The following is a 23,378-nucleotide window of genomic DNA, read 5'->3' on the forward strand; positions in this document are numbered from 1 at the left end:
AACCCAGGGAAGAGATGACGAACGAAGGGGGCCTTCGTGAGGGCACAGAGATGGCGTCGGCTGCTGGCATCGGTAGTGGGCCTGAGCGTGGTTGCAGGGGGGAGCGCGGCGCAGGCCGTGACCCCGGCTGGCGCCGCGGGTGGCCTTCCGGCTGCTCCGTCGGCGGTGGAGAAGATCGACTCCGAGCTGCAGGTTCAGCTCGAGGAGGATCCGAAGGTGGACTTCTGGGTCCGCTTCGAGGACCGACCGGACCTCAGCCAGTTCTCCGGCATCCGGGACTGGGACGCGCGGGGGCAGGCGGTCTATGACGCGCTCACCGCAGCCGCCGAGGAGAGCCAGGCGGACGTCATCGATACCCTCGACCAGGAAGGGGTGGCCTACCGGTCCTTCTGGATCACCAACGCGGTCCGGGTCACCGGCGGCACCGAGGAACTTGCCCTCACCCTCGCCGGGGACAGTGCCGTGGAGGGTCTCTACGCGACCCGGGCCTACGACATACCGGATCCGAAGGAAGCCCAGCCCCAGGACGTGGGGCCTGCCGCGGTCGAGTGGGGGATCGCGGACGTCGGTGCCCCAGAGGTCTGGGAACAGCTCGGGATCACCGGCGAGGGGATCGTCGTCGGCAGCATCGACACCGGCGTGCAGTACGACCACCCGGCTCTGGTCAACCAGTACCGGGGCAACAACGCAGACGGCACCTTCACCCACGACTACAACTGGTTCGACGCCGCAGGTGTTTCCCGGGACGTGCCCGTCGACAGCGACGGCCACGGCTCGCACGTGACCGGCACCATGGTCGGTGACGACGGGGGCGACAACCGCATCGGCGTGGCGCCAGGGGCGACCTGGATCTCGGCCAACGGTTGCTGCCCATCGGACGTGGCCCTGGTCTCCTCCGGCCAGTGGATGCTGGCCCCGACACGGACCGATGGCAGCGCCCCTGACCCCGCCATGCGCCCGCACATCATCAACAACTCCTGGGGCACGATGGCTCCGTCGAACGACCCCTTTATGGAGGACATCTCCGAGGCGTGGGCCGCGGCTGGCCAGTTCGGGGTCTGGGCCAACGGCAACAACGGCCCGGGCTGTGAGACGTCCGGTTCGCCGGGGAGCCGGATCATCAACTATTCGGTCGGCAACTACGACGCGGAGCACCGCATCAGCGGCTCCTCCAGCCGTGGTGCCGGCCAGGACGGCGAGATCAAGCCGAACATCTCGGCCCCAGGGACTGCAGTCCGGTCCTCGGTGCCCGGCAACGGCTACGACTCCTACACCGGCACCTCGATGGCGAGCCCGCACGTTGCGGGCGCGGTCGCGCTGCTGTGGTCGGGAGCTCCGGCCCTGGTCGGCGACGTCGAGTCCACCAAGGCGCTGCTGGACGGCAGCGCGATCGACACCCCGGACGATCAGTGCGGCGGCACTCCGGAGAAGAACAACGTCTTCGGTGAGGGTCGGCTGAACGCGCTGGCCCTGCTGGAGGCCGCGCCCCGCGGCGACCTCGGCTACGTCGAGGGCACCGTGACGGACGCGGCGACGGGCGAGCCGCTCCCCGCCGCGCAGGTCACCATCACCGGTGAGGTCAACCGGACCTTGCGCACCAACCCAGAGGGCCAGTACCGCGCCCTCGTCACCGCCGGTGCCTACCAGCTCTCGGCCACCAAGTTCGGCTGGGTCACTGGCACCGCGAACGTCACAGTGCCGGTCGACGGCACGGTGACCCAGGACTTCGCGCTCGACCAGGCTCCCAGCGGCACGCTCAGCGGTCGGGTCACCGACGGATCCGGGCAGGGCTACCCGCTCTACGCCAAGGTCTCGGTCGAGGGCACGCCGGTCTCGACCTTCACCGACCCTGCGGACGGCAGCTTCTCCTTCGACCTGCCGCTCGACACCCCGGCGCAGGTGCGCGTCGAGGTGCAGTACCCGGGCTACCAGGTCATCTCCGAGCCGATGGTGCTCACCGGTGACACCACCCGGGACATCCAGGTGCCGGTGGACGTCAACACCTGCAGCGCCTACGGCTACACCTTGAACACCCCCGGGATGACCGAGAGCTTCGAGGACCTGGCCCTGCCCGCTGGCTGGACCGTCGTGAACGACTCCGATGGCGGCATCGAGTGGGTCTTCGACGACCCGAACGACTACGGCAACTGGACGATGGGGTCGGGCGGCTTCGCGATGGTCGAGAACGTCGACGATTCCGCCCCGGACGCCTCGCTGATCACCCCCGTGATGGACTTCTCCGATGTGGGTTCACCTGCTCTGCAGTTCACCCACGCTCTCGTCTCGAACGAGATCGCGGACGTTGACCTGAGCCTCGATGGCGGCGACACCTGGGAGACCGTGGTCAGCCTGCCTCCGGATGCTGGGGGATACCCCTTGTTCCAGCTGCCGCAGGCGGCCAACCAGGCCGAGGTGCAGGTCCGATTCCGCTATCACGCCAGCGGGATGGGCGGCTGGATGTGGCAGGTCGACGAGGTCTACCTCGGTCAGCGCACCTGCGACCCGGTCGGGGACGGCGGCTACGTCTTCGGCAATGTCTACTCCGGGACCACCGAGCAGCCGATCCGCGGCGCGCGGGTGGCCAGCGTGGACCGTCCCTGGGAGTCCGGGATCACGAGCGACACCCCGGCCGACGAGGGTCAGGATGACGGCTTCTACTGGCTGTTCAGCAGCGAGGCCGGCACCCAGCCCTTCCAGGCCTCGGCCCGTCGCTACACCTCGGTGACGCAGGACGTCGCCGTGCCCGCCCAGGGCTCGGTGCGAGCCGACTACACCCTCGTCGGTGGCCTGATCACCGCCGAGCCCGGCTCGATCGAGACCACCCTGGAGCTGGGGCAGAGCTCGACCCACGACCTCACGCTGACCAACTCCGGTCAGGCCGCGGCCGATGTCGAGATCAAGGAGGTGCGTGGCGACTTCGTGATGCAGAAGGCGGACGGGTCCAGGATGGCGACCAGCAAGGCGCTGTCGATGGCCGGTGCTCCCAAGCGCACCGCGAAGGGTGAGGCCTCCGTCTCGGTCTTCCCGGGCAAGAGCAAGGGTCGCTCGTCGATCCAGGGCCCGGCCGAGGAGCCGTGGATCGAGCTGACCTCCTTCCCGGTCCCGATCATGGACAACCGCGTCGTCTTCTTCGAGGAGTCCTGGTACTCCATCGGCGGCAATGACGGCATGAACGTCTACGACGACGTCTTCCGTTACGACAACGAGTCCATGGAGTGGCAGGAGTTGAACCCGCTGCCGGAGCCCCTGGCTCAGCCGACCGCCGCGGTCGCCGGTGGCCAGCTGGTCGTGACAGGTGGATGGCGTTCCGACGGCACGACCAGCGCGGCGACCTATGTCTACGACGCGGGTGCCGACGAGTGGACGGAGGCGTCCGACAGCCCGGTCTCGGTCTCGGCGGCGGGGCAGGCGGTGCTCGACAGCACGGTCTATTCGGTCGGTGGCTGCACCACCGGCGAGTGCGACCCGATGAGCACCCGGGTCACGGCCTACGACCCAGGCAACGACAGCTGGGCGGAACTGGCTGACTACCCCATCCAGATCGCCTTCCCGGCCTGCGGTGGCCTCGACGGCAAGCTGGTCTGCACCGGCGGTGTCAGCGCCGGCGCCGGGGTATCGGACACCTACGTGTACGACCCGGGCTCCGACAGCTGGACGGAGGGTGTGACGGCACCGACCGACTGGTGGGGCACCTCCTACGCGGTGGCCAACGACATGCTGGTGGTGTCGGGAGGCGTCCAGGCGGACATGTTCACCAACGAGACCTGGGCCTATGACCCCTCTGCGGAGGAGTGGATGGACCTGCCCAACCCGAACACCGTGGGCTTCCGTGGCGCGGCCGCCTGTGGCTTCATCCGCGTCGGCGGAGCCGGGGACATGGGGCCGGAAACGGTCGTCGAGCTGCTGCCGGGTCTGGACGACTGCGGTGACACGGGCGTGGACGTCCCGTGGCTGTCGGTCAGCCAGACCGAGTTCACGCTCGAGCCTGGTGAGTCGCAGACCGTCGAGGTGACCACGGACGCCAATGTCGCGCAGCCGGGTGTCTACACCGCCGGGCTGCGGGTCGTGGGCGGCGTGCCGGGCACCGAGCCCACGGTGGACGTCACCATGACGGTCACCCCGCCGGCTCCGTGGGGCAAACTCACGGGCCTGGTGGAGGGCGAGGCCTGCACCGGCGACGGCAGGCCGCTCGGCGGCGCGGCGGTCGACGCCAAGCCCACCCGGATGGAGCAGCCGCGCTGGCGGATGGTGACCGATGCCGAGGGCCGCTACGCCCGCTGGATCGACACCCGCGTCGGCCAGCTGGAGCTGATCGCCTCGGCCACCGGCCACCTGAGCGAGAGCGCGCTCATCACCCCGCCGCGAGGCACGGTGACCGAGCAGGACTTCGCCCTGCTCAACGCGCGCTGCGAGGCTCCGCCCACGCCGATCCACCCGGACGTGACGCGCCTCTACGGCAAGGACCGGTATGGCACGGCGGCCAAGGTCGCCGCGACCTACCAGCCGGGCGTGGACGTGGTCTACCTGGCCACCGGAGCGACCTTCCCCGACGCGCTGGCCGGTGCGGCCCGCGCCGGTGGGCAGGGTGCCCCGGTGCTGCTGACGCGGCCCGACTCGCTGCCGACCGACACCCGCGCCGAGCTGCGCAGGTTGAAGCCGGGTGAGGTCGTCGTCCTCGGTGGGACCCAGGCGGTCTCAGCCAGTGTGGCGACGGCCGCCGGGAGGACGGCGCAGGCTCCGGTTCGCCGGATCGCGGGCAAGGACCGGTATGTCACCGCGGCGCTGGTTGCGGCGGAGTTCGGGGCGGCCGACACCGTGTGGGTCGCCACCGGTCAGGACTATCCGGACGCGCTCGCGGCAGCTGCCCGGGCGGGTGCCGAGGACGCGCCGGTGCTGCTGGTCCGTAAGGACCGCATCCCCACGGCGGCCGCGGCCCAACTGCGCCGGCTCTCCCCGGACCAGATCGTGGTCCTGGGCGGCGACGGTGTGGTCAGTGAGGCGACCGAGCGGGCCCTGGAGGCCTACGCCCCCGTAACCCGGATCGCGGGTAGCGACCGCTACGAGACCGCTGGCCTGTTGGCCGACGTCTACCCGACGATCGACGGGCTCTACCTGGCTTCGGGCCAGAACTGGCCGGACGCCCTCACCGGGGCCGCGCGAGCGGGCCTGGACGAGGCGCCCATGCTCCTGACCCGCAAGGACGGGATCCCCGGATCCACCTGGTCGGCGCTGGAGCGGCTCGAGCCGGGCTGGATCACGGTCCTGGGTGGCCCGGGCGCGATCGAGGACAGCGTCCTGGAGCGCCTGCGCACCCTGGAGTAAAACACGCACGACCCCGCGGCCCGGTCACCCTCGTGGTGGCCGGGCCGCCGGCGTTCTGGACAGCGCCAGAGGTCCGCGTCTCGTCGGCGAGGTGCGGGACGGAGGCGTGATCCACGGCATACTGGGCCTCGTGCCGAAGAATCCTCAGGACAAACCGCTCGACCCGACCGACCTCGCCCTGGTCCGCCTGCTCGAGCAGGACGGCCGGATGAGCAACGCCATGCTCGCCCGTGAGGTGGGGATCGCGGAGTCCACCTGCCTGGTGCGCGTGCGCAGCCTGCGGGAGCGCGGCGTGGTGCGCGGCATCCACGCCGACATCGACCCGATGGCGGTCGGGCGGCCGGTCGAGGCGATGATCGCGGTCCGCTTCGGTGGCCACCGGCGCGCGAACTTCGAGCAGTTCACCGACGAGGTGCCCACGCTGCCCGGCGTGCTCGGCGCCTACCACGTGTCCGGCGCGATCGACTACTACGTGCACGTGGCCGTTCCTTCGGCCGACGCCCTGCGCGACTTCGTGCTCGACCACCTCACCAACCGTCCTGGCGTCCTGCACGCGGAGACCTCGCTGATCTTCTCCAGCCAGCGGGGGCGTGGCACACTGACCGGCTCCACCGGCCCCTCGCCGGACCCCGACACCGGCTCCGAGGACGCCTGACGCGGCGTGTGAGAGCAGGGTCCAGATCGGACTTGACCCTCACGCGCCGTGAGGGCCCACGCTGGGTGATGTGAACGCGATGACGGACCAGCTCTGGACGGTCGGCCAGGTCGCCGAGGAGATCGGCGTGACGGTGCGCACCCTGCACCACTACGACGAGATCGGCCTTGCTGCCCCGACGGAGCGCAGCCACGCAGGCTACCGCCTCTACACCGAGGCTGACCTGGCGCGGCTGCAGCAGGTCGTCGTCTATCGCCAGCTCGGGTTCGGGCTGGAGGCGATCGCGCACCTGCTGGAGGAGGACCTCGACGGCGGGACCATCGCCGCCCACCTCCGGCGCCAGCGCGAGGCGATCACGGCCAGGATCGGTGAGCTCGACGAGCTCGTCCGGTCGATCGACGCAGCATTGGAGAGAGAGATGACCGGCTACCGCATCACCCGCGAGGAGCAGCGGGAGATCTTCGGCGAGAACTTCACCGACAACTTCGACGACTACCAGGCCGAGGCGCAGGAGCGCTGGGGTGAGACGGAGGCGTGGAAGCAGTCCAGCCAGCGGACCAAGGACTACACCAAGGCGCAGTGGCAGCAGATCAAGGACGAGGGCGATGAGCTCAACGCCCGCTTTGTGGAGCTGATGCAGGCGGGCACGCCCGCCGACGCGACTGAGGCGATGGACGTGGCCGAGGCCGCCCGCCAGCAGATCTGCACCTGGTTCTACGACTGCCCGCGTCAGATGCACGCGGCCATCGCGCAGATGTATGTCAGCGACCCGCGCTTCACCCGGACCTACGAGGACATCGCGCCCGGGTTGGCGCAGTACGTCCGCGACGCCGCCGTCGCCAACGCGGCGCGCGGCTGAGATCGGCACCGGCTGGCGGGTGACCCGCTCGCCCGCGACCGGCTCGCCCACGACCCGCCTGCCCTGTGGAAGGGCGGGCGGGTTCGTCGTACCGGTCCCGTAGGCTGCCCACGTGAGCGACCAGACCCCACCCGACCCCGTCACGCGCGGCGGTGGACGGGGCCTGTTCATCGCCTTCGAGGGTGGGGACGGGGCCGGCAAATCGACGCAGGCGGGGTTGCTCGGGGCCTGGCTGACCGAGCAGGGGTATGCCGTATCCCACACCCGCGAGCCCGGCGGCACCACCTTGGGTCGCCAGATCCGCGAGCTGGTGCTGCACGGGGAGGACGGGTCGGTCACCCCCCGCGCGGAGGCGCTGCTCTTTGCCGCCGATCGCGCCCACCACGTCGCCTCGCTGGTGCGGCCGGCGCTGGAGCGGGGGCACGTGGTGCTGACTGACCGCTATCTGGACTCCTCGGTCGCCTATCAGGGCGCCGCGCGCGCCTTGGGCCACGAGGAGATCCGCGACCTGTCGTTGTGGGCGGTGGAGGGGCTGGTGCCCGACCTGACGGTGCTGCTGGATGTCCCGGCCGCGCTCGGTCGTGCCCGGCGCCGCGAGGTCCACGACCGTCTCGAGCGGGAGGCGGACAGCTTCCACGACCGGGTCCGGGCGGGCTTCCTCGAGCTCGCCGCCCGCGACCCGGAGCGGTATGTCGTGCTCGACGCCTCAGGTGCGCCGGAGGAACTGGCTGCCGCCGTCCGGGACCGGGTGTCGCTCCTGGTCGCCCGGGCCGACCTGGCGCGTGATGTGACCGCGGAGGGGGCGTGAGCGTCTTCACCCGAGTGGTCGGTCAGGACCGGGTGGTCGACACGATCCGACAGGCCGTCACCGTCCCCGGTTCGATGACCCACGCCTGGCTGTTCACCGGTCCACCGGGATCGGGCCGCTCGGTGGCCGCCCGGACCTTCGCGGCGGCCCTGCAGTGCGAGCTCACCGATGACCCCGGCTGTGGAGAGTGCTCGGCCTGTCGCACGGTGCTGGCCGGCAGCCACCCCGACGTGAAGGTGGTCGACACCGAGCAGACCTTCATCAAGGTGGGGGAGGCCCGCGAGCTCGCGATCGAGGCTCAGGCCAGGCCGACCATGGGCCGGTGGCGGGTGATCCTCGTCGAGGACGCCGACCGGTTCACCGAGCAGGCTGCCGATGCGCTGCTCAAGGCGCTCGAGGAGCCGCCCCCGCGGACGGTCTGGCTGTTGTGCGCGCCGTCGGTGGACGACCTCATCGTCACGGTGCGCTCACGTTGTCGCCATGTGCGCTTGGGCACCCCGCCGGTGGAGGCGGTGGCCTCCCTGCTCATCGACCGCGATGGCATCGACCCCTCGATGGCGCACTACGCGGCGCGGGCCGCGCAGAGCCACGTCGGGATCGCGCGGCGGCTGGCCACGGACGAGCACGCGCGCAACCGCCGCCGGGAGATCACCTCGATGCCCTTGCAGCTGACCGGGGTCGGGGCCGCGCTCAGCGCCGCCGCAGATCTGGTGGCCGAGGCGGGGGAGGGAGCTGAAGCGGTGTCCGCGGACCGGGCCGAGAGTGAGCGCAAGGCCTTGCTGGAGCAGTTGGGCGCCGATCCCTCGGCCCGCACCCAGCCGCCGGCGGTGCGCTCCCACCTCAAGCGGCTTGATGACCGACTCAAGGCCGAGTCCCGCCGTCAGCAGCATGACAGCATCGATGCGGCTCTCACCGACCTGTCCTCGGTCTACCGCGACGCGCTGCTGGTCGCGACCGGCAGCGAGGTCGAGTTGGTCAACGCCAGCGAGCCGGAGCTGGTGACCAGCCTGGCCCGCAGATTCCCGGTCGACGGGCTGCTTGCTGCCCTGGAGACGATCGGTCTGGCGCGACAGCGGCTGATCGCGAACGGAGCCCCCCTGCTGGTGCTCGAAGCGATGATGATTGGCTTGATCCTGCCGTCGGCCCCGCAGGGGAGACACACCGGAGCCCTCGGCTGACTCCACGACCTGGAAGGACCACCCACGTGGCCAGCACTCGAATGCGCACCCGCTTCCTCGCCACCGTGACCGCGGCGGCGCTGCTGGCGGCCTGCACCCCCGGCGGGGATGACGCCGATCAGACGACCGCGCCCGCCACCGGCGGGGAGAACTCGACCGCCACGGCGACGCCTGGGCCTGACGGCAGTGGCAGCGACGACGGCGACGCGACCACAGCCCCTGACGCTTCGGGCTCCACGGCTGCGCCAGCGGCGGGCGATGCGCCGGAGGGGTTGGAGGAGTTCTACGGCCAGACCCTGGAGTGGGAGAACTGCGAGAGCATCTTCCAGTGCGCCTCGCTGACGGTGCCGCTGGACTACGCGCGGCCGGACGGGGAGACGATCGAGATCGCGGTGCTGCGTGCACCGGCGCGTGGCGGGCAGGCCCAGGGCTCGCTGGTGCTCAACCCCGGCGGCCCCGGCGGCAGCGGTGTCGACTACGCGATGATGGCTGGCGCCGTCGTCTCCTCCGAGGTGCGCTCGGCCTACGACATGGTCGGCTTCGACCCCCGCGGCGTGGGTCGATCGGCCCCGGTGACGTGCTTCGACGACGACCGTATGGACGACCTGCTGGGCGCCGACCCCACGCCTGACGACGCGGCTGCCGAGGAAGCCCAGCAGGCGCTGATGCAGGACTTCGCGCAGTCCTGCCTGGACAACACCGGCGAGCTGCTCGGGCACGTCTCCACCCCGGAGGCCGCTCGTGACATCGACGTGCTGCGGGCCGCGCTGGGCGAGGACAAGCTCACCTACCTCGGCGCCAGCTACGGCACTTTCCTCGGCACCACCTACGCCACCCTGTTCCCCGAGCGCGTCGGGCGCCTCGTCCTGGACGCCGCCGTCGACCCGCACCTGACTGGACTGGAGATGGGGCTGGGTCAGGCCGAAGGCTTCCAGCGGGCCACGCGCGCCTATGTCGAGGATTGTGTGGCCAGTGGGTCCTGCCCGCTGGGCGAGGACGTGGACAGCGCGCTCGCGCAGATCCCGCTCCTCCTGGAGAGCCTGAGCACCGACCCCCTGCCGGTGCGCGGCGACAAGGTCACCGAGCTCACCGAGGGCTGGGGGATGTACGGCATCATCGTCGCGATGTACGCCGAGACCTTCTGGCCGCTGCTCACCCAGGCGCTGGAGATGGCGCAGAACGGTGACGGCACGATGCTGATGTTCCTGGCGAACACCTATGCCTCACGCTCCTCAGACGGTGTCTACGAGGGCAACAGCATGCAGGCGATCTACGCGGTGAACTGCCTGGACCGCCCGGTCGAGCAGGGGGACGAGGTCGACCTGGACAGCGAGGAGGTGCTGCGCCAGTTCGAGGAGGTCTCGCCGACCTGGGGTCGCTATCTCGCCGGTGACGGCGCCTGTCAGTACTGGCCGGTCGAGGCCACCGAGTCGATCGAGGACTACTCCGCCGCCGGCGCCGACCCCATCGTGGTGATCGGCACCACCCGCGACCCGGCCACCCCCTACGAGTGGGCCCAGGCGCTGGCCAAGGAGCTCGACTCCGGCGTGCTGGTGACCTACGAGGGTGACGGTCACACGGCATACGGGCGCTCCAACGACTGCATCAAGGACGCGGTCGACGCCTACCTGCTCGAGGGCACCGTCCCGGAGGACGGCCTGACCTGCTGAGTTTTGGGAGGGCCGCGACCGGTCGGGTATCCTCGTGGGGTTGCGCCTCGCGGTGCAGCCGCGCCGCCTTAGCTCAGTCGGCCAGAGCGATTCACTCGTAATGAATAGGTCAAGGGTTCGATTCCCTTAGGCGGCTCACCAGCACGAAGCCCCCACCCGGATCGGGTGGGGGCTTCGTCGTGGCTGTCCGATCACTGGTCAGCGACGAACCTCAGCGTGAAGTGGCTGTCGGTGTCGTTGTCGACGGTGGCGGACCACCCGACGGCGCCCAGGGCCTCGAGGGCCTCACGGGTGCTCTGGTCCTGGACCTCGTTCAGGTAGTACTGCTCGAAGTCGTTGACGTTGACGTAGAACAGCCAGTGCGCGTCCGCGGCGTTCGGGACGGCTGCCTTGAAGGTCGCGTCGTCACCGAGCCGGTCTGCGGGGGCGTTCAGCGAGTCGACGTAGGGCTGGTGCATCCCCAGCGTCAGGATGCCCTCGTCGGTGCGCTGGGCCAGCGCGGTGGGGGGCAGGCCCAGGCTGTCGTTGAGCAAGGTGTTGATGCGGGTGGAGTCGCTGTCCACGCGGTAGGCGATCGGCAGCGCAGGCATCCCGGTCTCGGTCTGGCTCATCGTGTTGATCGCCTCGACCAGGCCGGGGCCCACGGACAGCGACAACGAGTCACCGACGAGCGCCTTGATGTCCTCGGGCAGGGTGACGCCCTCGGCGGCAGCCTCGTTGACCACCTGCTGGCGGCCCTCCGCGTCCTGCTGGCCGTAGGCGTCCCAGATCATGTCGACCCAGGCCGAGCCGTTCTCGACGGCGAAGGCGCCGACGGTGTCGGAGGGCAGGTCCAGCACGAGCTGTGCGGTGTCGGCGAGCTCGGGCAGGGTGAAGTTCTCCACCCCGCGGCCGATGCCGTGGATCTCGATCGAGTCGGAGTTCAGGCGCAGGGCACCGGCGCTGCGGCCCGACATCGACTCCATCGGGGAGCTGCCGAACGGGCCGGACATCATGTCCACGGCCGACGGAGCGCCGAACTCGTCCTGCGCCTCGGTGAGCGAGTTGCTCATCTCGGCGATGCGCTCGCTGTCCATCCAGTAGGACGCGATCCCGGCATCGCCGAGGTCGTCCATGTCGGAGGTGTAGGCGTCGTGGTCGCTCAGCGTGCCCTGCTCGGCGGCGGCCTTGACGGTGTCGACGTGCGCCTCCTGGGTGAAGACGATGTAGTCGTCATCCAGGTAGTAGCCGATGTCCTGGGACTCGGCGTCACCGGCAGCAATGATCTGGTCCACGGCGTCCAGCGCCTTCTGACCGTCCTTGACCTGCACGGCGATGGCGATGATCGGCTCGTCCTCCCCGTTGGGGATGGCGGCCAGACCGGCGCGGTCGCCCAGCCACGGCTTGACGTCTTCCTCATAGCTCAGGTCGGCCGGGATCGTGCCGTCCTCCTGGAGCTTCTCGAAGACATACTCACGCCATTCGCCCTGGTCCAGGCGCGCCTTGGCGTCCTCGTCCATCCCCTGGAAGAAGCGCACGGCGGCGACCTTCTGCCCCGCGCTGGGGTCGAGGTCGACCCGCACGTAGGCGGCCGAGGTGGCCGGCAGCACGCTGTCCGGCTGGTCCCCGCCACCGCCGAGGAACTGGATCCCCAGGTAGGTGCCGCCGCCGATCAGGGCGGCCGCGCCGACCCCGATGCCGGCCATCAACCAGCCCTTGTTGCTGCCGCCGCTCTCGGTGATGTCACCACCGGGCTGCTCGGTCACGGTGCTCGTCTCATCGCTCATCGGAATGCTCTTTCCCCTCGTGTGAGTGTCCGGATGCCCGCGTGTCCGCGGACCCCCGCTGGTGGTGGGTCGTGCTTCACGACGTCCCCGCACCTGCAGCCTAGCCGCTCGGGCCCGGTGGTCCGGGGTTCGTCACGTGGACATGGACGACGTCCCGGACCATTCGGTTCCGGGGCGTCTGCAGAAAAAGGTGAGATCAGTGCTGCGGCATCGGCCAGCGCGCGGTGGTCAGACCCGCGTCCTTGGCCCGCTGCACGGCCTCGTGATAGACCCGCTCGGCCTCCTCGCGGCCGGCCCAGTGGGCGCCCTCGACCGACTTGCCGGGCTCCAGGTCCTTGTAGACCTCGAAGAAGTGCTGGATCTCCAGCCGGGTGTGCTGCCCGATGTGCTCGAGGTCGCGGATCGCGAGCTTGCGCGGGTCGTCCGCGGGCACGCAGATGATCTTGTCGTCGCCACCGGCCTCGTCGCGCATGTGGAACATGCCGATCGGGCGCGCCGCCACGAGGCAGCCCGGCCAGGTCGGCTCGTCCAGCAGCACCAGCGCGTCCAGCGGGTCGCCGTCCTCGCCCAGGGTGTCCTCGATGTAGCCGTAGTCCGCCGGGTAGCGCGTCGCGGTGAAGAGCATGCGGTCCAACCGGATGCGGCCGGTCGCGTGGTCAACCTCGTACTTGTTGCGGCTGCCCTGCGGGATCTCGATCGTCACGTCGAACTTCATGTGCACCTTCTGGTTCTTCGGGGGACGGCGTTAGGCTCTGCCATCCAGTGTCCACCATTCTGGGGCACTGCCGCGACGCAGGGTCAGGAGATCAGGTGCGAGCCACGCCGTATGCAGTGCTCCCGGCCTCCCTGCTGGCGATCGTGCTCGCGTGGTCACCGGTGGCATCGGGGGCGGTGGCGGGTGGGGTCGATGACGCCTCCGTGACCAGCACGGCGGCGCCGGAGACCACTTCCTCTCCCGGCACCACCTCGGGTCCGGAGACCACGTCCGCCCCCACGTCGGCTCCCGAGCCCACCACGCCGACCGAGGTCCGGCCGCGGATCGCGCCGCTGAGCTCCCCGCTCGGCCAGATCAGCGAAGGTGTCCTCCCCGAACGCGGCGCGGTCAGTATGGCGATCTCGGAGGAACTCTCCAGTCGCTGGCTCGGTCCCTCGGGACGTCGCGCGGTGACGATCCGGGATGCGCTGACCGGCGCCTCGCTGGCCGACCGCAATGCCGACCTGCTCGTCGTGCCGGCCTCGACGACCAAGATTCTCTCGGCGGCCGCCGTGGTCAGCGCTCTGGACCCCGAGCACACTTTTACCACCCGGGTGGTCAGTGGCCCTGAGCCCGACATGGTGGTGCTGGTGGCCGGCGGAGACATGATGCTGGCGCGCGGGGCCGGTGACCCCGAGGCCGTGGTCGGCAGGGTGGGTCTGGCCGACCTCGCCGCCCAGACCGCCCAGGCGCTCGCCGACCGCGGCAGCGAGGAGCCGATCCGGGTGAGCGTCGACCTGTCCCACGTGCCGGGCCCGACCGTGCTGGACTCCTGGACCGAGGGGTGGGTCTCGCACGGTTACACCGGCCGCATCGTGCAGCTGGGCCTGGCCGAGGACCTCGCGCTGCCCTTCGCCCCCTCGCCGGCTCACCCGGCTCAGGAGGCCGCCAAGGCCTTCCGCGAAGCCCTCGAGGACGCGGGAGTCGACGTCGCCGGCGACAGCGACGCGGACGTGCCGGAGATCGAGCTGGGCGACGCAGCAGCCTCCAGCGGCGTGAGCGAGGACGCTGCCTCTAGCGGCGTGAGCGATGACGCTGCCTCCAGCGGCGAGAACGATGACGCGACCACGACGGACGCTCCGACCGTCGACGGGCCAGGGATCGAGCTGGCTGCCGGGGAGTCCGCGCCGGTGCGTGACGTCCTCGCCCACGCGTTGGCCACCAGCGACAACGCCATGGTCGAGCAACTCGTGCGTCAGGCGGCGGACGCGGCCGGTCTGCCGACGGACCGGGCCAGCGTCACCGACTGGATCCGCCAGGTTGCTCAGGAGGACTACGGGGTCGATGTGACCGGGATGCGGATCGCGGATGCCAGCGGGCTGTCCGACGGCACCCGGATCCCGGTCGCCGCGGTCGCCGACGTGCTGGTCGCCGGCGCCAACGGCAGCCACCCAGAGCTCCAGGAGGTGCTGGCTGCGGGCGGCCTGCCCATCGCGGGCTACACCGGCACCTTGTCCACCCGCTTCCACCTGCCGGTCCACGAGCCCGCCATCGGTAACGCCCGGGCCAAGACCGGCTCGTTGCCAAATGTCACCTCGCTGGCCGGGACCGTCGTCACCCGCGACGGTCGCCTGCTCGTCTTCGCCATGACCGCCGACCGGATCGGCGAGGACGGGGCGGTGCTGGAGGCGCGCTCGGTGCTCGACGAGGTCGTCGCCGAGCTCGCCCGCTGCGGCTGCTAGCCCCCCGATCCGCCTCACCTGCCCGGCCGCGCGAGCAGCCGCCAGCGGTTCCGGTTGGGACGGGGGCGGGAGACGACATACCGTCATGGGCATGACCGACTCCAGCGCACCGCCCGCCGAGACCTCCACCGGACCGACCGGCAGCGCCCTCGTGGACTGGGACTTCGCCGCCGCGGCTGCCAGTCGACTGGTGCCCCCGGGCCCCCGCACCGGGCGCGGCGAGATCGAAGGCATCGTCACCGAGCTGCGCAGCGCCGCCGACCGCGCCATCGACCCGGTCGCGAGCACCGCCCAGCTGCAGACGCCCCCCGGCACCCCGCCCGCGCTCGTCGTGGACCGGCCTGGCTGGATCCGCGCCAACGCCGCCTCGATGGGCGCGATGCTCGAGCCCGTTCTCGACGAGGTGGTCGAGCGCCGCCGGACCGCTGACCGCGCCCGCGCCGAGGCCAAGGGCCGTGAGCTGCAGGAGCTCGGCCCCACCGCGCAGAAGGTGGGCTCGACCATCACCGGCACCGAGGTCGCCGGGATGCTCTCCTGGCTGTCCACCAAGGTGCTGGGGCAGTACGACCTGGCCCCGCAGGGCAACCCCCGCCTGATGTTCGTCGCCCCCAACATCCTGGCCGCCGAGCGTGAGCTGGACGTGGACCCGAGCGACTTCCGCCTCTGGGTGGCCATGCACGAGGAGACCCACCGCGTGCAGTTCACCGCCGTCCCGTGGCTGCGCGAGTTCATCATCGGCCGGGCCCGCAGCATCGGCACCGAGATCATGCCGGAGCCGGACACCATGGGCGAGCGCCTGCGTGAGATCGCCACCGAGCTGCCCGGCGTCCTGCGCGGCGAGACCGACATCACCCAGGTGCTCGCCACCCCCGAGCAGCGCGAACGGCTCGCCGAGGTCACCGCGGTCATGTCGCTGCTGGAGGGGCACGCGGATGTCGTCATGGACGAAGTCGGCCCCTCGGTCATCCCGACCGTGGCGACGATCCGCAAGCGCTTCACCGAGCGGCGCAAGGGGGCGGGCGGCATCGACAAGATCCTGCGCCGGCTGCTGGGCATGGAGGCCAAGATGCGGCAGTACCGCGACGGCGCCATCTTCGTGCGCGCCGTGATGGACCAGGTCGGGGTCGAGGGCTTCAACCGGGTCTGGGAGTCGCCGGAGACGCTGCCGCTGCCGACCGAGATCGCCGACCCGCAGGCCTGGGTCGCCCGCGTCCACGGCTGAGCGGACGGCACCACCCGTGCCCGGCCCACCCCCGGCCGTCGCCGCCGTCCGGGTCGCGGTCCGGCGTGCGCTGACCGGTGCGGGCCTGGCAGAGGAGTCGGCGTGGGATCCCGCCGCCGAACCCGGACGGGGCGCGCCGCTGGTGGCGGTCGCCTGCTCCGGCGGGGCTGACTCCCTCGCGCTGGCTGCCGGGGTCGGCTTCGTCGCGCCGCGGCTCGGCGTGCGCGCGGTCGCGCTGGTCGTCGACCACGGGTTGCAGGAGGGCTCGGGAGCGGTCGCGCGGGTCGCCGCCGCGCAGGCGCGCGAGCTCGTCGGTGCGGCCGAGGTGCTCACCGCGCAGGTCGACCCTGCGGGCGCCGGACCCGAGGCCGCGGCCCGAGGTGCCCGGTATGCGGTCCTGCTGGCGCGCGCGGACGAGCTCGGCGCGGTCGGTCTGCTGGTGGGGCACACCCTGGACGACCAGGCGGAGCAGGTGCTGCTGGGTCTGGCCCGGGGCTCGGGGGCGCGGTCCTTGGCCGGGATGCGGCCGGCGAGATCGGCGGAGGCCAACGCATCAGGTCGCGAGGACCATGGTCTGGAGCTGCTGCGGCCGCTGCTCGGGCTGCGGCGATCGGTGACCGAGCAGGCCTGCGCCGAGCTCGGGCTGGTGCCCTGGACCGATCCGCACAATGCGGACCGTCGCTACGCCCGGGTGCGGGCCCGGCAGGCCGTGGCCCGACTTGGCGAGGAGCTCGGCCCGGGTCTGCCCGAGGCGCTCGCGCGCACGGCGGACCTGCTGCGCGAGGACGCCGACGCCCTCGACGACTGGGCGGACACGGCATACCGGGACAGGGGGACGTGGGAGGAGGGGCGGTGGACTGCGCAGGTCGGGGACGTCGCGGAGCTGCCGCGCGCCGTGCGGACCCGGGTGTGGCGAACCGCCGCGCTGACCCTCGGCAGCCCCGGGACCGACCTGACCGCCGAGCACCTCGGGGCCGTCGACGAGCTGGTCACATACTGGCGCGGCCAAGGCCCGTTGCACCTGCCCGGCGGGGTGCGCGCAGGGCGTGGGGGTGACCGGGTGTGGCTCAGCGGAGCGATCCCTAGCACAATGGCGACCGCGAGCACCTGAGCGGGAGCCGCAGATCACCAACACGAGGAACGAGGTCAGCGTGGACGCCGAGCACATGGGTGCCGACCTGGAGAACATCCTGTTCACCGAGGAGCAGATCCAGCAGCGGCTGGCCGAGTTGGCGCAGGAGGTGTGGGCCGACTACGAGGGGGAGCACGACAAACTGCTGCTCGTCGGGGTGCTCAAGGGCGCCGTGCTCGTGATGGCCGACTTCATGCGCGCCCTCCCGGGGTCGGCGCCCGTGGACTTCCTGGCGGTGAGCAGCTACGGCAGCGGCACCAAGTCCAGCGGTGTCGTCCGCATCCTCAAGGACCTGGACACCGACATCTCGGGTCGACACGTGCTGATCGTCGAGGACATCATCGACTCCGGCCTCACGCTGAACTGGATCCGCACCAACTTGGAGTCCCGCGGCCCCGCCTCGGTCGAGATCTGCACGCTGCTGCGCAAGCCGGAGGCTGCCAAGGTGCACGTGGAGACCAAGTACGTCGGCTTCGACATCCCGCCGGCCTTCGTGGTCGGCTACGGCCTGGACTACGACGAGCAGTACCGCAATCTGCGGGTCATCGGCACCCTCGCGGAGCACGTCTACAGTTGACCCTCAGGTCGGGTCGACCCCAGGCCCCGGAACACCCGTCCGGGACCGGACGTTGACGCACAGCAGACCCAGCCCGCTGCCGAAGCAGACTTCTTTTGATCAGGAGGACCGGGACGCCACCGTCGGTGGCTCCCGAACGCGCCAGACATGAGCACCGCCAAGCCGGGGCGACCGCGCCCGAAGCCCAGTCCGTGGATGTGGATCTTCATCTTCCTCGGGCTCGGCATCCTGTGGTTCTCCCTGCTGAACACCAGCGCCTACACGCGGATCGACACCTCCGATGCCCTGGAGCTGATCCAGAGCGACCAGGTCGCGACCGCCACCCTCACCGACGACCGGATGGACCTGACCCTCAAGGAGGGTGAGACCTTCTCGGCGCCGGACGTCCGCGAGACCGACCAGGTCCAGGCCTACTACGTGCGGGCCCGCGGCGAGCAGGTGATGGAAGCCTTCGACGCGCACCCGCCGAGCGAGGGCTTCACCGACGACACGTCGGGGCCGAACTTCTTCGTCCAGATGATGATGAACTTCCTGCCCCTGCTGATCATCCTGGGTCTGTTCCTCTTCCTGATCCTGCGGATGCAGGGTGGTGGTCGTGGGGTCATGCAGTTCGGCAAGTCCAAGGCCAAGCTGGCCACCAAGGACATGCCCAAGGTCACCTTCGCCGACGTCGCCGGTGCGGACGAGGCGGTCGAGGAGCTGCACGAGATCAAGGAGTTCCTCTCCGAGCCGCGCAAGTTCCTCGAGGTCGGCGCCAAGATCCCCAAGGGGGTGCTGCTCTACGGCCCGCCCGGCACCGGTAAGACCCTGCTCGCCCGCGCCGTCGCCGGTGAGGCCGGGGTCCCCTTCTACTCGATCTCCGGCTCGGACTTCGTCGAGATGTTCGTCGGTGTCGGTGCCTCCCGCGTGCGCGACCTGTTCGAGCAGGCCAAGCAGAACTCCCCGGCGATCATCTTCGTCGACGAGATCGACGCCGTCGGTCGTCACCGCGGCGCCGGCATGGGCGGTGGCCACGACGAGCGTGAGCAGACGCTGAACCAGTTGCTCGTCGAGATGGACGGCTTCGACGTCAAGACCAATGTCATCCTGATCGCGGCCACCAACCGCCCCGACATCCTCGACCCCGCGCTGCTGCGCCCCGGCCGCTTCGACCGGCAGATCGCCGTCGAGGCCCCGGACATGCTGGGCCGCCTGCACATCCTGCAGGTGCACGGCAAGGGCAAGCCGCTGGCGCAGGGCGTGGACCTGATGGCGATCGCCCGCCGCACGCCGGGCTTCTCCGGCGCGGACCTGGCCAATGTGCTCAACGAGGCCGCGCTGCTCGCCGCCCGCAAGAACGAGAAGGTCGTCACCGACCCCGACCTCGACGAGGCGATCGACCGCGTGATGGCCGGCCCGCAGAAGCGGACCCGGGTGATGAGCGCCAAGGAGAAGAAGATCACCGCCTACCACGAGGGTGGGCACGCCCTCGTCGCGGCGGCGATGAACCACACCGATCCGGTGAGCAAGGTGACGATCCTGCCGCGTGGCCGGGCGCTGGGCTACACGATGGTGCTGCCCGCTGACGACAAGTACTCCACCACCCGCAACGAGCTGCTCGACCAGCTCGCCTACGCGCTCGGCGGCCGGGTGGCCGAGGAGATGGTCTTCCACGACCCGACCACCGGTGCCGCCAACGACATCGAGAAGGCGACCGGGCTGGCGCGCAAGATGGTCACCCAGTTCGGTATGTCTGAACGCGTCGGGGCGGTCAAGCTCGGCTCCGCCGGTGGCGAGGTCTTCCTCGGCCGCGACATGGGGCACGAGCGGGACTACTCCGAGAACCTCGCCGGGGTCGTTGACCAGGAGGTCCGCCGGCTGATCGAGGCCGCGCACGACGAGGCCTGGCACGCGCTGAACGACAACCGCGACATCCTCGACGCGCTCGTCCTGGAGCTGCTGGAGAAGGAGACGCTGAACGCCGAGGCGATCGCGGAGGTCTTCAAGGACGTCCGCAAGCGCCCGGTGCGTCCGGTCTGGCTGTCCTCGGACGCCCGCACCATCCACGACTCCGGCCCGGTGCTGACCGAGGCTGAGAAGCGCGCGATGGCCAACGGGCACAACCCGATGGAGGACGACGGCGAAGAGCGCCCGCCGGCTCAGATCGTCGAGGTCCCGGACGGTGGGCGTGTCGACCCCGTCTGACCTCGAGCCGGAGGCGGTCTCCGGGCTGGCCGATGACAAGGACGCCCCCGGTGGCCCCCTGGTCGCTGAGGTCGACCACGCGCGGGTCGAGGCGGCGGTCCGCGAGCTGCTGATCGCGGTCGGCGAGGACCCTGACCGTGACGGCCTGCTGGACACCCCCGCGCGGGTGGCGCGCTCCTACGCCGAGATCTTCGCGGGCCTGGGCCAGGACCCGAAGGCGGTGCTCGGCACCACCTTCGACGTCGACCACGACGAGATGATCCTGGTCAAGGACATCGAGATGTTCAGCGTCTGCGAGCACCACCTGGTGCCCTTCCACGGGGTCGCGCACGTGGGCTACATCCCCGGGCTGGACGGCCGTGTCGTCGGCCTGTCCAAGTTGGCCCGGCTGGTCGACGTCTTCGCCCGCAGGCCGCAGGTGCAGGAGCGGCTGACCACCCAGATCGCCGACGCCCTCGAGGAGCACCTCGCACCGCGCGGCGTGATCGTGGTCGTCGAGGCCGAGCACCTGTGCATGTCGATGCGCGGCATCCGCCGTCCCGGCGCCCGGACCCTGACCTCGACCGTGCGCGGGCAGTTGCGCAACCCCGCCACCCGCGCCGAGGCGATGACGCTGATCACGCGCGGCAACGGCTGACGCCGACGAGGACCTCGATGAGCCAGATCCCCGCCGCGGGCCTGCTGACGCCGGCCCCCACCCGGATCATGGGGGTGCTCAACGTGACCCCGGACAGCTTCAGCGATGGCGGCCGCTGGCTCGATCACGCTGCGGCGGTCGAGCACGGCCGGCGGATGATGGCCGAGGGTGCTGACCTGGTCGACGTGGGCGGTGAGTCCACCCGCCCCGGCAGCGTGCGCCCCAGCGAGCAGGAGGAGCTCGACCGGGTGATCCCGGTGGTCGAGAACCTGGTGGGACACGGCATACCGGTCTCGATCGACACGATGCGCGCCACGGTGGCGGCGGCCGCGGTCGGTGCGGGAGCGGCGCTCGTCAACGACGTCTCCGGCGGCCTGGCCGACGACGCGATGCCCTCGACCGTCGCCGGGCTGGGCGTCCCGTTCGTCGCCATGCACTGGCGCGGTCTGCTGGCCGACCCGCAGGAGGAGCCGCACTACGAGGACGTGGTCGGGGAGGTCCGCGACGAGCTGGCCGCCCGGGTGGAGGCCCTGGTGGAGGAGGGCATCGCCAGGGAGCTGGTGGTCCTCGACCCCGGCTTCGGCTTCTCCAAGGACGCCGGACACAACTGGGTGCTGCTGCGGGGGCTGGCCGCGATCACCGGGCTGGGGCTGCCGGTCCTGGTCGGCACCTCGCGCAAGCGCTTCCTCGGCCGCCTGCCCCTGCACACTGCGGCCCCGGCCGAGCCCCGCACGGACGGCGAGCCGACTGCACCGGACGAGCGGGACGCCGCCACCGCAGCCACCAGCCTGCTCGCGGCCCAGGCCGGCGCGTGGGCGGTCCGGGTGCACGACATCCCCAGCACCCGCGACGCGCTCGCGGTGCACCGGCTCACCGAGGCGGCTCGATGAGCGACCTCATCCGGCTCCTGGGCGTGAGCGCCCGCGGGCGCCACGGCGTGCTGGACGCCGAGAAGCGCGACGGCCAGGACTTCGTCGTCGACGTGGTGGTGGAGGTGGACCTCGCCCCAGCCGGTCGCACCGACGAGCTGGACCGCACCGTCAACTACGCCGAGGTCGCCGCCGACGTGGTCGAGGTGATCACCGGCGAGCCCTACGACCTGATCGAGAAGGTCGCCGCGGTCATCGCCGACCGCGTGCTCGCCCGCCCGCTGATCGCCGCGGTCGAGGTCACTGTGCACAAGCCGCAGGCGCCGGTGGGCGTGCCCTTCGGCGACGTCCAGGTCGTGGTGCGCCGCGGCCGCGACGCCCCGGTCGTCATCGCCCTCGGCGCCAACCTGCCGACCGGGGACGGCATCGCCCCTGGCGCCACGCTGCTGGCCGCAGCGGAGCGGCTGCGCGAGCTGCCCGGACTCACCGAGGTCAGCCTCTCGCCGATCTTCGGCAGCGCACCGGTCGGCGGCCCGGAGCAGCCGGACTACGTCAACGCGGTCGCCACCGCCCGCACCACCCTGGCGCCGAGCGCCCTCCTGGCCGCGCTGCACGGCATCGAGGCGGACTTCGGTCGGGTGCGCGAGGTCCGCTGGGGTGCGCGCACCCTCGATCTCGACCTCGTCCAGTATGGCGATCCCCGCCCCGACGCCCCCGCCACCTCCGCGGTGGTCACCTCGCACCACCCGCACCTGATGCTGCCGCACCCCCGCGCGCATGAGCGGGCCTTCGTGCTGCGCCCGTGGCTCGCCCTCGATGCCGAGGCGACTCTGCGCCTGGGTGAGCGGTCGGTGGCGGTGCGGGACGCCATACGGGACGTGGCGGACCAGGAGATCCACGAGCTGGAGGGCGGCGCATGAGCCCGTGGCAGCCAGTGCGGATCGGGATGGGAGCGATCGTCGCGCTGCTCAGCGGGATGGCGAGTTGGCTACTCCTGCAACTGATCCGGGCGCTCGGCGGATCCTTCCCGGCGATCTCCTGGATCGGCCTTGTGCCGCTGCTGGCGGTCACGGTTCTGGTGCTGGTGATGGCCTGGCCGATCCGGCGCTACCTGACCGGGGCGACGCGGGTGCGGCCGACCGCCGAACGGGCCCGCGGCACCCTGGTCGGCGCGCAGGCCGCGGCCCTAGGTGGGGCGGCGCTGGTGGGGTGGTACCTCGCGAACGCCGCCGTCCACCTGCCGACCGTGGACGTGCCCAGCCACCACGTGCAACTGATCTGGGGTCTGGTCCACGCCGTGGCCGCCGGGCTGGTGTCGGCCGCGGGGTATGTCGGGCAGTCCTGGTGCCGGATCCCCTCGGGTGAGGATGACGACCGCGGCACCGCGACCGAGGGGGATGGCGACCTGGCCTACGGGTGAGGCGCGGTGCTTGCTGCGGCAGTCGGGCGACGCGGCGGCGGTGTGAGCCGTCAGTCGGTGACCTTCTTGATGACGCGGGCGGGGTTGCCGACGGCGACGACACCGTCGGGCAGGTCCTTGGTGACGACCGCGCCGGCGCCGACGACGGTGTCCTTGCCGATGGTCACGCCCGGGCAGACGATCACGCCCCCGCCGAGCCAGACGTTGTCGCCGATGGTGATGGGCTCGGCGGCTTCCCACTTGTCCTTGCGGGCCTGCGGCTCCACCGGGTGGGTCGGGGTGAGGAGCTGGACGTTCGGGCCCATCTGCACGTCGTCGCCGATGGTGATCGGGGCGACATCGAGAGCGACCAGACCGTAGTTGGCGAAGCAGCGGTCGCCGATCGAGATCTTCGAGCCGTAGTCCCCGTGGAAGGGCGGACGGATCTCGCTGCCCTCACCGATGTGGCCGAGCAGCTCCTCCAGCAGCTGGCGGCGCAGGGGGCCTTGGCGCACCGTGGTGGCGTTGTAGGCCTGCGCCAGATCCAGGGCGGCCGAGCTCATCTCGCCCAGCTCGGGGTCATCGGCGATGTACAGCTCGCCGGCGTCCATCCGCTCGCGCATCGTGCGGGTGTCCTCAGGTCCGTTGGTCATGCTCCGACCCT

At 71.1% G+C, this 23,378-nt stretch carries 18 protein-coding genes and 1 tRNA gene; 16 read left to right on the forward strand and 3 right to left on the reverse strand.

Features of this window, described 5'->3' with window-relative positions:
• Positions 1–117 precede the first annotated feature (117 nt).
• From ACQBAT_RS02055 to ACQBAT_RS02085, 7 genes are all read left to right on the forward strand, one after another.
• A complete protein-coding gene (locus ACQBAT_RS02055; protein WP_420747273.1) occupies positions 118–5,322 on the forward strand; it encodes a cell wall-binding repeat-containing protein in 5,205 nt (1,734 codons plus the stop codon).
• A 130-nt stretch (positions 5,323–5,452) separates the two neighbouring features.
• Entirely contained in the window at positions 5,453–5,977 is a 525-nt protein-coding gene (locus tag ACQBAT_RS02060; RefSeq protein WP_420747272.1) for an Lrp/AsnC family transcriptional regulator, read from the forward strand.
• Between the two features lie 79 nt (positions 5,978–6,056).
• Positions 6,057–6,836 carry a MerR family transcriptional regulator gene (locus ACQBAT_RS02065; protein WP_420747307.1) on the forward strand — a complete coding sequence of 260 codons (780 nt, stop codon included), beginning with the start codon at positions 6,057–6,059 and terminating at the stop codon, positions 6,834–6,836.
• A 112-nt stretch (positions 6,837–6,948) separates the two neighbouring features.
• Positions 6,949–7,644: a dTMP kinase gene (gene tmk, locus ACQBAT_RS02070; RefSeq protein WP_420747271.1), complete on the forward strand. Its 696-nt coding sequence runs from the start codon at positions 6,949–6,951 to the stop codon at positions 7,642–7,644.
• Positions 7,641–8,822 (forward strand): DNA polymerase III subunit delta', encoded by a 1,182-nt coding sequence (locus ACQBAT_RS02075; RefSeq protein WP_420747270.1) that lies wholly within the window; start codon positions 7,641–7,643, stop codon positions 8,820–8,822. The genes tmk and ACQBAT_RS02075 overlap by 4 nt, the downstream gene beginning before the upstream one ends.
• Positions 8,823–8,848: 26 nt before the next feature.
• Positions 8,849–10,492, forward strand: coding sequence for an alpha/beta hydrolase (locus tag ACQBAT_RS02080; RefSeq protein WP_420747269.1), 1,644 nt, complete (start codon positions 8,849–8,851; stop codon positions 10,490–10,492).
• Positions 10,493–10,554: 62 nt separating this feature from the next.
• A tRNA-Thr gene (locus ACQBAT_RS02085) sits at positions 10,555–10,628 on the forward strand.
• Between the two features lie 55 nt (positions 10,629–10,683).
• On the opposite strand, the gene ACQBAT_RS02090 is transcribed toward ACQBAT_RS02085, so the two are convergent.
• Positions 10,684–12,258 (reverse strand): DUF3352 domain-containing protein, encoded by a 1,575-nt coding sequence (locus ACQBAT_RS02090; RefSeq protein ID WP_420747268.1) that lies wholly within the window; start codon positions 12,256–12,258, stop codon positions 10,684–10,686.
• A 196-nt stretch (positions 12,259–12,454) separates the two neighbouring features.
• Positions 12,455–12,973: an inorganic diphosphatase gene (locus tag ACQBAT_RS02095; RefSeq protein ID WP_420747267.1), complete on the reverse strand. Its 519-nt coding sequence runs from the start codon at positions 12,971–12,973 to the stop codon at positions 12,455–12,457.
• Between the two features lie 95 nt (positions 12,974–13,068).
• Here ACQBAT_RS02095 and ACQBAT_RS02100 point away from each other — a divergent pair, with 95 nt between their 5' ends.
• The 9 genes from ACQBAT_RS02100 to ACQBAT_RS02140 all read left to right on the forward strand — a co-directional run bounded on the left by ACQBAT_RS02100 (position 13,069) and on the right by ACQBAT_RS02140 (position 22,735).
• Entirely contained in the window at positions 13,069–14,694 is a 1,626-nt protein-coding gene (locus tag ACQBAT_RS02100) for a D-alanyl-D-alanine carboxypeptidase/D-alanyl-D-alanine-endopeptidase (protein ID WP_420747266.1), read from the forward strand.
• A gap of 91 nt (positions 14,695–14,785) precedes the next feature.
• Positions 14,786–15,916, forward strand: coding sequence for a zinc-dependent metalloprotease (locus ACQBAT_RS02105; RefSeq protein WP_420747265.1), 1,131 nt, complete (start codon positions 14,786–14,788; stop codon positions 15,914–15,916).
• 16 nt (positions 15,917–15,932) lie between these two features.
• Positions 15,933–17,027 (forward strand): tRNA lysidine(34) synthetase TilS, encoded by a 1,095-nt coding sequence (gene tilS / locus ACQBAT_RS02110; protein WP_420747264.1) that lies wholly within the window; start codon positions 15,933–15,935, stop codon positions 17,025–17,027.
• A 40-nt stretch (positions 17,028–17,067) separates the two neighbouring features.
• Complete coding sequence (gene hpt / locus ACQBAT_RS02115) at positions 17,068–17,625, forward strand: hypoxanthine phosphoribosyltransferase (protein ID WP_420747263.1); 558 nt, start codon at positions 17,068–17,070, stop codon at positions 17,623–17,625.
• 195 nt (positions 17,626–17,820) lie between these two features.
• Positions 17,821–19,809, forward strand: coding sequence for an ATP-dependent zinc metalloprotease FtsH (ftsH, locus tag ACQBAT_RS02120; protein WP_427197740.1), 1,989 nt, complete (start codon positions 17,821–17,823; stop codon positions 19,807–19,809).
• A 25-nt stretch (positions 19,810–19,834) separates the two neighbouring features.
• Positions 19,835–20,446, forward strand: a complete 612-nt coding sequence (gene folE, locus ACQBAT_RS02125) for a GTP cyclohydrolase I FolE (protein ID WP_420747306.1) — start codon at positions 19,835–19,837, stop codon at positions 20,444–20,446.
• A 17-nt stretch (positions 20,447–20,463) separates the two neighbouring features.
• Positions 20,464–21,336 carry a dihydropteroate synthase gene (gene folP, locus ACQBAT_RS02130; protein ID WP_420747261.1) on the forward strand — a complete coding sequence of 291 codons (873 nt, stop codon included), beginning with the start codon at positions 20,464–20,466 and terminating at the stop codon, positions 21,334–21,336.
• A complete protein-coding gene (gene folK / locus ACQBAT_RS02135) occupies positions 21,333–22,235 on the forward strand; it encodes a 2-amino-4-hydroxy-6-hydroxymethyldihydropteridine diphosphokinase (protein WP_420747260.1) in 903 nt (300 codons plus the stop codon). Before folP ends, folK begins: the two co-directional genes overlap by 4 nt.
• Positions 22,232–22,735 carry a DUF3180 domain-containing protein gene (locus ACQBAT_RS02140; protein ID WP_420747259.1) on the forward strand — a complete coding sequence of 168 codons (504 nt, stop codon included), beginning with the start codon at positions 22,232–22,234 and terminating at the stop codon, positions 22,733–22,735. The genes folK and ACQBAT_RS02140 overlap by 4 nt, the downstream gene beginning before the upstream one ends.
• 50 nt (positions 22,736–22,785) lie before the next feature.
• Here ACQBAT_RS02140 and ACQBAT_RS02145 read toward each other — a convergent pair whose 3' ends face one another.
• Entirely contained in the window at positions 22,786–23,367 is a 582-nt protein-coding gene (locus ACQBAT_RS02145) for a sugar O-acetyltransferase (protein ID WP_420747258.1), read from the reverse strand.
• Positions 23,368–23,378 lie beyond the last annotated feature (11 nt).

The organism is Ornithinimicrobium pulveris, from assembly GCF_050261105.1.
Lineage (GTDB): Bacteria > Actinomycetota > Actinomycetes > Actinomycetales > Dermatophilaceae > Ornithinicoccus.

Coding starts and splice junctions, on each gene's coding strand:
- ACQBAT_RS02065 (WP_420747307.1), top strand. CDS start 6,057: ATGACGGACCAGCTCTGGACGGTCGGCCAGGTCGCCGAGGAGATCGGC.
- ACQBAT_RS02090 (WP_420747268.1), bottom strand. CDS start 12,258: ATGAGCGATGAGACGAGCACCGTGACCGAGCAGCCCGGTGGTGACATC.
- ACQBAT_RS02095 (WP_420747267.1), bottom strand. CDS start 12,973: ATGAAGTTCGACGTGACGATCGAGATCCCGCAGGGCAGCCGCAACAAG.
- ACQBAT_RS02105 (WP_420747265.1), top strand. CDS start 14,786: ATGACCGACTCCAGCGCACCGCCCGCCGAGACCTCCACCGGACCGACC.
- ftsH (WP_427197740.1), top strand. CDS start 17,821: ATGTGGATCTTCATCTTCCTCGGGCTCGGCATCCTGTGGTTCTCCCTG.
- folP (WP_420747261.1), top strand. CDS start 20,464: ATGAGCCAGATCCCCGCCGCGGGCCTGCTGACGCCGGCCCCCACCCGG.
- folK (WP_420747260.1), top strand. CDS start 21,333: ATGAGCGACCTCATCCGGCTCCTGGGCGTGAGCGCCCGCGGGCGCCAC.
- ACQBAT_RS02140 (WP_420747259.1), top strand. CDS start 22,232: ATGAGCCCGTGGCAGCCAGTGCGGATCGGGATGGGAGCGATCGTCGCG.
- ACQBAT_RS02145 (WP_420747258.1), bottom strand. CDS start 23,367: ATGACCAACGGACCTGAGGACACCCGCACGATGCGCGAGCGGATGGAC.